This is a genomic window from Streptomyces sp. M-16, from assembly GCF_052114405.1.
Lineage (GTDB): Bacteria > Actinomycetota > Actinomycetes > Streptomycetales > Streptomycetaceae > Streptomyces.
In genome coordinates this window covers 47,899-54,741 of sequence record NZ_JBFRER010000042.1, presented here as the reverse complement: position 1 = coordinate 54,741, position 6,843 = coordinate 47,899, and the positions used below count along the sequence as shown (strand labels likewise).

The window sequence follows — 6,843 nt, the reverse complement described above, 5'->3', positions numbered from 1 at the left end:
GCCGGGGCCGCCGGCCGGGGCCGCGGCGGGTTCCCGGTCGGCCCCCTTGCGGCGACGCCCGGCCCGCCGCCCCTCACCCCCACCCCGGGGAGCGGGCACCCCGGCCTCGGACCCGGGGTGGTGGGCGGGACCGGAGCCGGGACCGGGGCCCGGGGTGTATCCGGAATCGACCCCGGGGCCGGGGCCCGGGCCGAAGCCGGACCCCGGACCGGCGCCGGGGCCGAAGCCGGAGCCCGGGCCGGCGCCTGAGCCGAAGCCGGAACCCGGGCCTGTACCGAAGCCTGGGCCGAAGCCGGAGGCTGGGCCAGCGCCCAGGCCGGAGCCGGAGCCGGCGCCGGGGCCGGGGCCGGGGCCGGCGCCGGGGCCGGGGCCGAAGGCCGGACCGGCGTCGAAGGCCCGGTCGTCCCCGAGCGCCCGGCCGTCCCCGAGCATGYGGCCGTCCCCGAACGCCCGGTCGTCCCCGAACGCCCGGCCGGGCCCCGCTCCGGCCCCCGGACCCGACCTCGCGGGCCCCTCGGGCGCGGCGGCCGGGGCGGGGTCCGGCCAGGGGGTACGGCGGTGACTGCCCTGCGTATCGCTCACGTCGCTCGCTCCACTGGTCCGGCCCCGGCTGGTTCGGGCACGGCACCCTAGCGGGAGCGGCCGTCACGCACCAAAGCCGTTCGACCACGCAGCGTGTCGGACGAACAGGTGTGTCAGTAGTCGAAGGCGCGCGCCGTGTTGGCGGCCAGCGACGTGGCCATGGCGTCCTCGTCGATGCCGCGGACCGCCGCCATCGCCCGTACCGTCAGCGGAATGAGGTACGGCGCGTTGGGCCGTCCGCGGTAGGGCGCCGGAGTGAGGTAGGGGGCATCGGTCTCCACCAGCACCAGCTCCAGCGGGGCCACGGCGAGGGCCTCGCGCAGCGGCGCCGCGTTCTTGAAGGTGACGGTGCCGGCGAAGGACATGTAGTACCCGGCGGCCGCGCACTCGCGGGCCATCTCGGCGTCGCCCGAGTAGCAGTGGAAGACGGTCCGCTCGGGCGCGCCCTCCTCCCGCAGCACGCGCAGCACGTCCGCGTGGGCGTCGCGGTCGTGGATGACCAGCGCCTTGCCCCGCCGCTTGGCGATCTCGATGTGGGCCCGGAAGGAACGCTCCTGCGCGGCCATCCCCTCCGGCCCGGTGCGGAAGTGGTCCAGTCCGGTCTCGCCGACCGCCTTGACGTGGTCCAGCGCGGCCAGCGCCTCGATCTCGGCCAGGGCCTCGTCGAGGGCCGCCTCGCCGCCGCCGGTCCGCGCGCCCTGGCGGGACCAGCCGTCCGGGTCGCCGTGGACGATCCGGGGGGCTTCGTTCGGGTGCAGGGCCACCGCCGCGTGGACGTTCGGGTGGACGGCGGCGGTCTCGGCGGCCCACCGCGAGCCCTTCACGTCGCAGCCCACCTGGACGACGGTGGTCACGCCCACGGAAGCGGCCTTCGCCAGGCCCTCCTCGACCGTGCCGGCCTGCATGTCGAGGTGGGTGTGCGAGTCCGCCACCGCCACCCGGAGGGGTTCGGGCAGCGGTGGCGGCGTGTCCTTCGCCCCCGTCTTGTCATCGCGTGTCATACGGCCGATCTTATGACCGGCGCAGCCGCCCCAGCAGACGGGAGAACCAGCTCCGGCGCTGCTCCGGCGCGTCGACCGCGACCGGCCCCGGGGCGTCGTGCAGCGGTGCGGGCCTGCGCGGCTTCGGGGTCCGCGGGACGTCGGCGCCGGCCGGCACCGGCCCGGCGATCCCGGGTGCGACGCGGTGGTGGTAGAGCTGGTCGAGCATGCCGAGCACCGAGGAGACCTGCCCCGCCCGCATGATCCGTACGACGTGCCCGCCACAGTTCAGGCAGGTGGGGTTGGACAGCGGGGAGGGCACCCGCTCGCCGTTGACCATGTACATGATGAACGGCTGACCCTTGCCGTCGACGTGGTGTTCTATCGCGTAGGCCTGCTCCCACCCGTACCCGCACTTCATGCACGCGAAGGAGTACGCCTCGTGCACGGTCTGCACGGCAGGTGTGGATACGGCGTCCGATACGGCCAGGGGTGCGGGTACCGGGGTGTCTGCGATCTCACTCATGCCAGCTCCTCTTGTTCCACTGGTGCCATTGCCAGTGGACGCCTCTTCGGGCGGGAGCGCATCAGGCCCTGTCCAGTGTTGGACCGTCTTTGGGCCAGTCATGCCAAAAGACGCCGGTGCACGGTCTGAGCTTTGCTTTTCAGGGCGGCTCTTTACCGACCTACGGCATCTTTTGAGTCGCATTCTTTGCCGCGACGACCGCGTCGAAGACCTCGCGCTTGGGTAGCCCTGCCTCCGCCGCGACCGCGGCGATGGCCTCCTTGCGCCGCTCCCCCGCCTCCTCGCGCACCCGCACCCGCCGCACCAGCTCCTCGGCGTCCACGTCACCCGGCACGGCCGCCGGGGCGCCCTCGACCACGATGGTGATCTCCCCGCGGACCCCGTCGGCCGCCCACACCGCGAGGGCGCCGAGCCCGCCGCGCTTGACCTCCTCGTAGGTCTTGGTCAGCTCCCGGCAGACGGCGGCCCGCCGGTCCGCCCCGAAGACCTCGGCCATCGCCGCCAGGGTGTCGTCGAGCCGGTGCGGCGCCTCGAAGTAGACGAGCGTGCGCCGCTCGCCCTCGACCTCGCGCAGCCGGCCCAGGCGCTCGCCCGCCTTGCGCGGCAGGAACCCCTCGAAACAGAAGCGGTCCACCGGCAGCCCGGACAGCGCGAGCGCGGTGAGTACGGCGGACGGCCCGGGCACGGCCGTGACCTTGAGGTCCTTCTCCACGGCGGCGGCGACCAGCCGGTAGCCGGGGTCGGAGACCGAGGGCATCCCGGCGTCCGTCACCAGCAGCACCCGCTTGCCGGCCTCCAGGGCCTCGACGAGCTCCGGGGTCCGGGCGGACTCGTTGCCCTCGAAGTACGACAGCACCCGCCCGGTGGTGTGCACGCCGAGCCCCTGCGTCAGCCGGCGCAGCCGCCGGGTGTCCTCGGCGGCGATCACATCGGCCCGCTCCAGCTCGGCGCCGAGCCGGGGCGGGGCGTCGGCGAGGTCCCCGATGGGAGTCCCGGCGAGGACGAGCACGCCGTCGGTCGGGGAGGTGGCTTCGGTACCGCGGGCCTGTTCAGCTGTCACCCCGCCATCTTCTCATCGGTCCCGGCGCGGCTCGGGGCCGCTCGTCCGCCCCGCGCGACACACCCGCTCCGGTCCGACTTCGCACCTCCCGACCCACGTGGGGGCTGGGGCTCCACAGGGGCGTTCCCTACGATGACCCGGTGACCAGTACCGCGACGCCGCCGCCCAGCCCCGCGGGGGCCCCGCCCGTCCCGCCGGGCGCGGGCGACTCCGCGCCCGAGCCGTCCCTCTGGCTGCGCCGCCTGCGGGGCTTCGGCTACGCGCCGGCCGCGCCGCCCGCCGATGTCCGCACCCGCCTGGTGCCCCCGTACGCCCGCCCGTCCGGGCAGCTCTGGACGGCGCTCGGGGTCCCGGAGGCGAGCCGGCACACCTGGCAGCGGTTCATGGCGTGGGCCGGGCCGCTGCTGGTGACGCTGGTGGCCGGGGTGCTGCGGTTCACCCACCTGGGCAGCCCGAAGGCGGTGATATTCGACGAGACGTACTACGCCAAGGACGCCTGGGCGACGATCCGCCAGGGCTACGAAGCCAGTTGGCCCAAGGATATCGACAAGTCGATCCTCGCGAATCCCGACGGCGTGCCGCTCCCCCTGGACCCCGGCTACGTCGTGCACCCGCCCGTCGGCAAATGGGTGATCGGGCTCGGCGAGTGGATGTTCGGCTTCGATCCCTTCGGCTGGCGGTTCATGACGGCCCTGCTCGGCACCCTGTCGGTGCTGATGCTGTGCCGGATCGGCCGCCGGCTCTTCCGCTCCACCTTCCTCGGCTGCCTGGCCGGCGCGCTGCTCGCGGTTGACGGCCTGCACCTGGTGATGAGCCGCACGGCCCTCCTCGACCTCATCCTCATGTTCTTCGTACTGGCGGCCTTCGGGGCACTGGTCATCGACCGCGACAAGGCCCGCGCCCGGCTCGCGGCGGCGCTCCCGCTCGACGAGGACGGCCGGGCCCGCCCCGACCAGGACATCGCGCGGAACCTGCGGCTGGGCCTGCGCCCGTACCGGCTGCTGGCCGGCGTCTGCCTGGGACTGGCCTTCGGCACGAAGTGGAACGGCCTGGTGGTGCTGGCCTTCTTCGGCGTCCTGACCGTGCTGTGGGACGCGGCCGCCCGCCGCACCGCCGGCGCGGGCGCCCCGTACGCGGCGATGCTGCGCCGGGACGCGCTGCCGGCCTTCCTCTCGACGGTGCCGGTGGCCGTCGGCGTGTACCTGGCCTCCTGGGCGGGCTGGATCCTGAGCCCGGACAACGGCAAGGGCGGCTACTTCCGCGACTGGGCCGCCAAGTACGACCAGAACAGCCCGCTGTCCTTCCTCCCGGAGTGGCTGCGCAGCCTGTGGCACTACGAGACCGAGGTCTACAAGTTCCACGTGGGCCTGACCTCGGGCCACACCTACGAGTCGAACCCGTGGAGCTGGCTGATCCTGGGCCGGCCCGTCTCCTACTTCTACGAGTCCCCCTCCCCCGGCACCGACGGCTGCCCGGCGACCGAGGCGGGCAAGTGCGCCCGCGAGGTCCTGGCCCTGGGCACCCCGCTGCTGTGGTGGGCGGGCTGCTTCGCGCTGCTGTACGTGCTGTGGCGCTGGTTCTTCCGCCGTGACTGGCGGGCGGGCGCCATCGCCTGCGCGCTGGGCGCCGGCCTGCTGCCCTGGTTCAACTACCAGGAGCGGACCATCTTCTACTTCTACGCGGTGGTCTTCGTCCCGTACCTGTGCCTGGCCGTGGCGATGATGATCGGCGCCCTGCTGGGCCCGGCGGGCTCCTCCGAACGCCGCCGCGCCCTGGGTGCGATCGGGGCGGGCGTCCTGGTCCTGCTGATCATCTGGAACTTCATCTACTTCTGGCCCATCTACACCGGCCAGACCCTCCCGATGGACTCCTGGCGCGGCCGCATGTGGCTGGACACCTGGATCTAGCCGTTGACCGTGTGACGCGTGCGACATCGCCGTCCGGTAAACAACAGCGTGGCGCCACGCTCGCACAGAGTAAGGTCCCCACCAGGAGTTCTTTGAACATGTTCAGAGAGCGGGGGTTCCTGGGGAGGGGACGCATGAACGGGGCAGCGAAGGGCGCCATCGTCGGCGGGGTGTTTCTCGCCATGGTCGGCGGCACCGCGTACGGGGTCTACAGCCTGGTCGGAGACGAGGGGGCCGGGGGCGGCGACGCCAAGGGGTCGATGAGCGGCAGCGCGCCGGCCGGGGAGAAGGCGAGCGGGCCCGTCACCGAGAAGGAGACCGCGGAGACCGCGCGGGCCTTCCTGGCCGCGTGGGCGGCCGGCGACGACCGGGCGGCGGCCGCCCTGACGAACAACACGCAGGCCGCGCAGTCGGCGGTGGCCGACTACAAGTCGGCGGCGTACGTCTCCAAGGCCGTCATCACCCCCGGCACCGCCGACGGCACCACCGTGCCGTTCAAGGTCGAGGCCGAGGTCTCCTACCAGGGCGCGACCAAGCCCCTCGTCTACGACTCCCGGCTGACCGTCGTACGGGGCGCAACCACCGGCAAGCCGCTCGTCGACTGGCAGCCCTCGGTGATCCACCCGCAGCTCCAGCACGACGAGCGGCTGCGCGCGGGCACCCCGGCGAGCCCGCCGGTGAAGGCCGTGGACCGGCACGGCAAGGAACTCACGGCGGAGCGCTACCCGTCGCTGGGCCCGGTCCTGGACGCGCTGCGCAAGACGTACGGGGAGAAGACCGGCGGCACCCCCGGCGTCGAGCTGTGGATCGAACCCGCCGGCCCCGACGCCCCCAAGCGGACCCTGGTCACGCTGGTCGAGGGGAAGCCCGGACAGATCGAGACCGTCCTGGACGCCGACGTGCAGGCGGCGGCCGAGCAGGCGGTCGCCACCCACGCCGAGGCCTCGGTCGTCGCGGTCCAGCCGAGCACCGGCGACATCCTGGCGGTGGCCAACCACCGCCGGGACGGCTTCAACGCGGCGATGCAGGGCAAGCGGGCCCCCGGCTCCACCATGAAGATCGTGACGGCGGCGATGCTGCTGGAGAAGGGCCTGGTGGCCGCGGACCGGCCCGCGGCCTGCCCGGCGACCGCCTCCTGGGACGGCAAGGTCTTCCGCAACCAGGACGGCTTCTCCTCGCAGGGACAGCCCTTCTCGAACAGCTTCGCCAGATCCTGCAACACCGCCTTCATCAGCCTGATCGACGACGTGAAGGACAACGGCGCCCTGCCGAGCGTGGCCCGGGAGGCCTTCGGCATCGGGCTGGACTGGAAGACGGGCGTCCCCTCTCAGGACGGCACGGTGCCCCGGACCTCCGGTCCCGCGGCGGCGGCCGAGTACATCGGCCAGGGCGCGGTCCAGATGAACCCGCTGAACATCGCCTCCATCACGGCCACGGCCCGCACCGGCGTGTTCCGCCAGCCGGTGCTCGTCAAGGCCTCCCTGGACGGACGCACCCTGGCCACGGCCTCCCGCCGGCTGGCGCCCGGGGTCTCGGCGCAGCTGGTCCAGATGATGCGGCAGACCGCCACGAGCGGCACGGCCGCCGGGGCGATGTCCTCGGTCCACGGCTCCGACAAGGGCGCGAAGACCGGCTCGGCGGAGGTCGACGGCGCGGCCGCCCCCGACAGCTGGTTCACCGGCTTCAGCGGCGACGTGGCCGCCGCGGCGATGGTCGAGGGCGGCGGCCACGGTGCCGACGCGGCGGGCCCGATCGTCGCCCGGGTGCTCAACTCCTGACGCGCGGCCC

The 6,843-nt window shown here is 73.8% G+C and carries 5 protein-coding genes and 1 pseudogene; 2 read left to right on the top strand and 4 right to left on the bottom strand.

Annotation, left to right across the window (positions count from 1 at the left end; genetic code table 11):
• From AB4039_RS20495 to rsmI, 4 genes and pseudogenes are all read right to left on the bottom strand, one after another.
• Positions 1-582: pseudogene (locus AB4039_RS20495) on the bottom strand (hypothetical protein); the annotation flags it as partial.
• A 113-nt stretch (positions 583-695) separates the two neighbouring features.
• Positions 696-1,583, bottom strand: coding sequence for a TatD family hydrolase (locus AB4039_RS20490; RefSeq protein ID WP_266839521.1), 888 nt, complete (start codon positions 1,581-1,583; stop codon positions 696-698).
• Between the two features lie 10 nt (positions 1,584-1,593).
• Positions 1,594-2,088 (bottom strand): hypothetical protein, encoded by a 495-nt coding sequence (locus tag AB4039_RS20485; RefSeq protein ID WP_442271435.1) that lies wholly within the window; start codon positions 2,086-2,088, stop codon positions 1,594-1,596.
• Between the two features lie 160 nt (positions 2,089-2,248).
• On the bottom strand, positions 2,249-3,148 hold the full coding sequence (gene rsmI / locus AB4039_RS20480; protein WP_266839523.1) for a 16S rRNA (cytidine(1402)-2'-O)-methyltransferase: 900 nt from the start codon (positions 3,146-3,148) through the stop codon (positions 2,249-2,251).
• 140 nt (positions 3,149-3,288) lie between these two features.
• Here rsmI and AB4039_RS20475 point away from each other — a divergent pair, with 140 nt between their 5' ends.
• Both AB4039_RS20475 and AB4039_RS20470 read left to right on the top strand, forming a co-directional pair.
• Complete coding sequence (locus tag AB4039_RS20475; RefSeq protein ID WP_442271434.1) at positions 3,289-5,055, top strand: dolichyl-phosphate-mannose--protein mannosyltransferase; 1,767 nt, start codon at positions 3,289-3,291, stop codon at positions 5,053-5,055.
• A 134-nt stretch (positions 5,056-5,189) separates the two neighbouring features.
• The gene (locus AB4039_RS20470) at positions 5,190-6,833 is read left to right on the top strand and encodes a penicillin-binding transpeptidase domain-containing protein (RefSeq protein ID WP_266839526.1); all 1,644 of its coding nucleotides are present in this window, start codon (positions 5,190-5,192) and stop codon (positions 6,831-6,833) included.
• Positions 6,834-6,843: the final 10 nt, after the last annotated feature.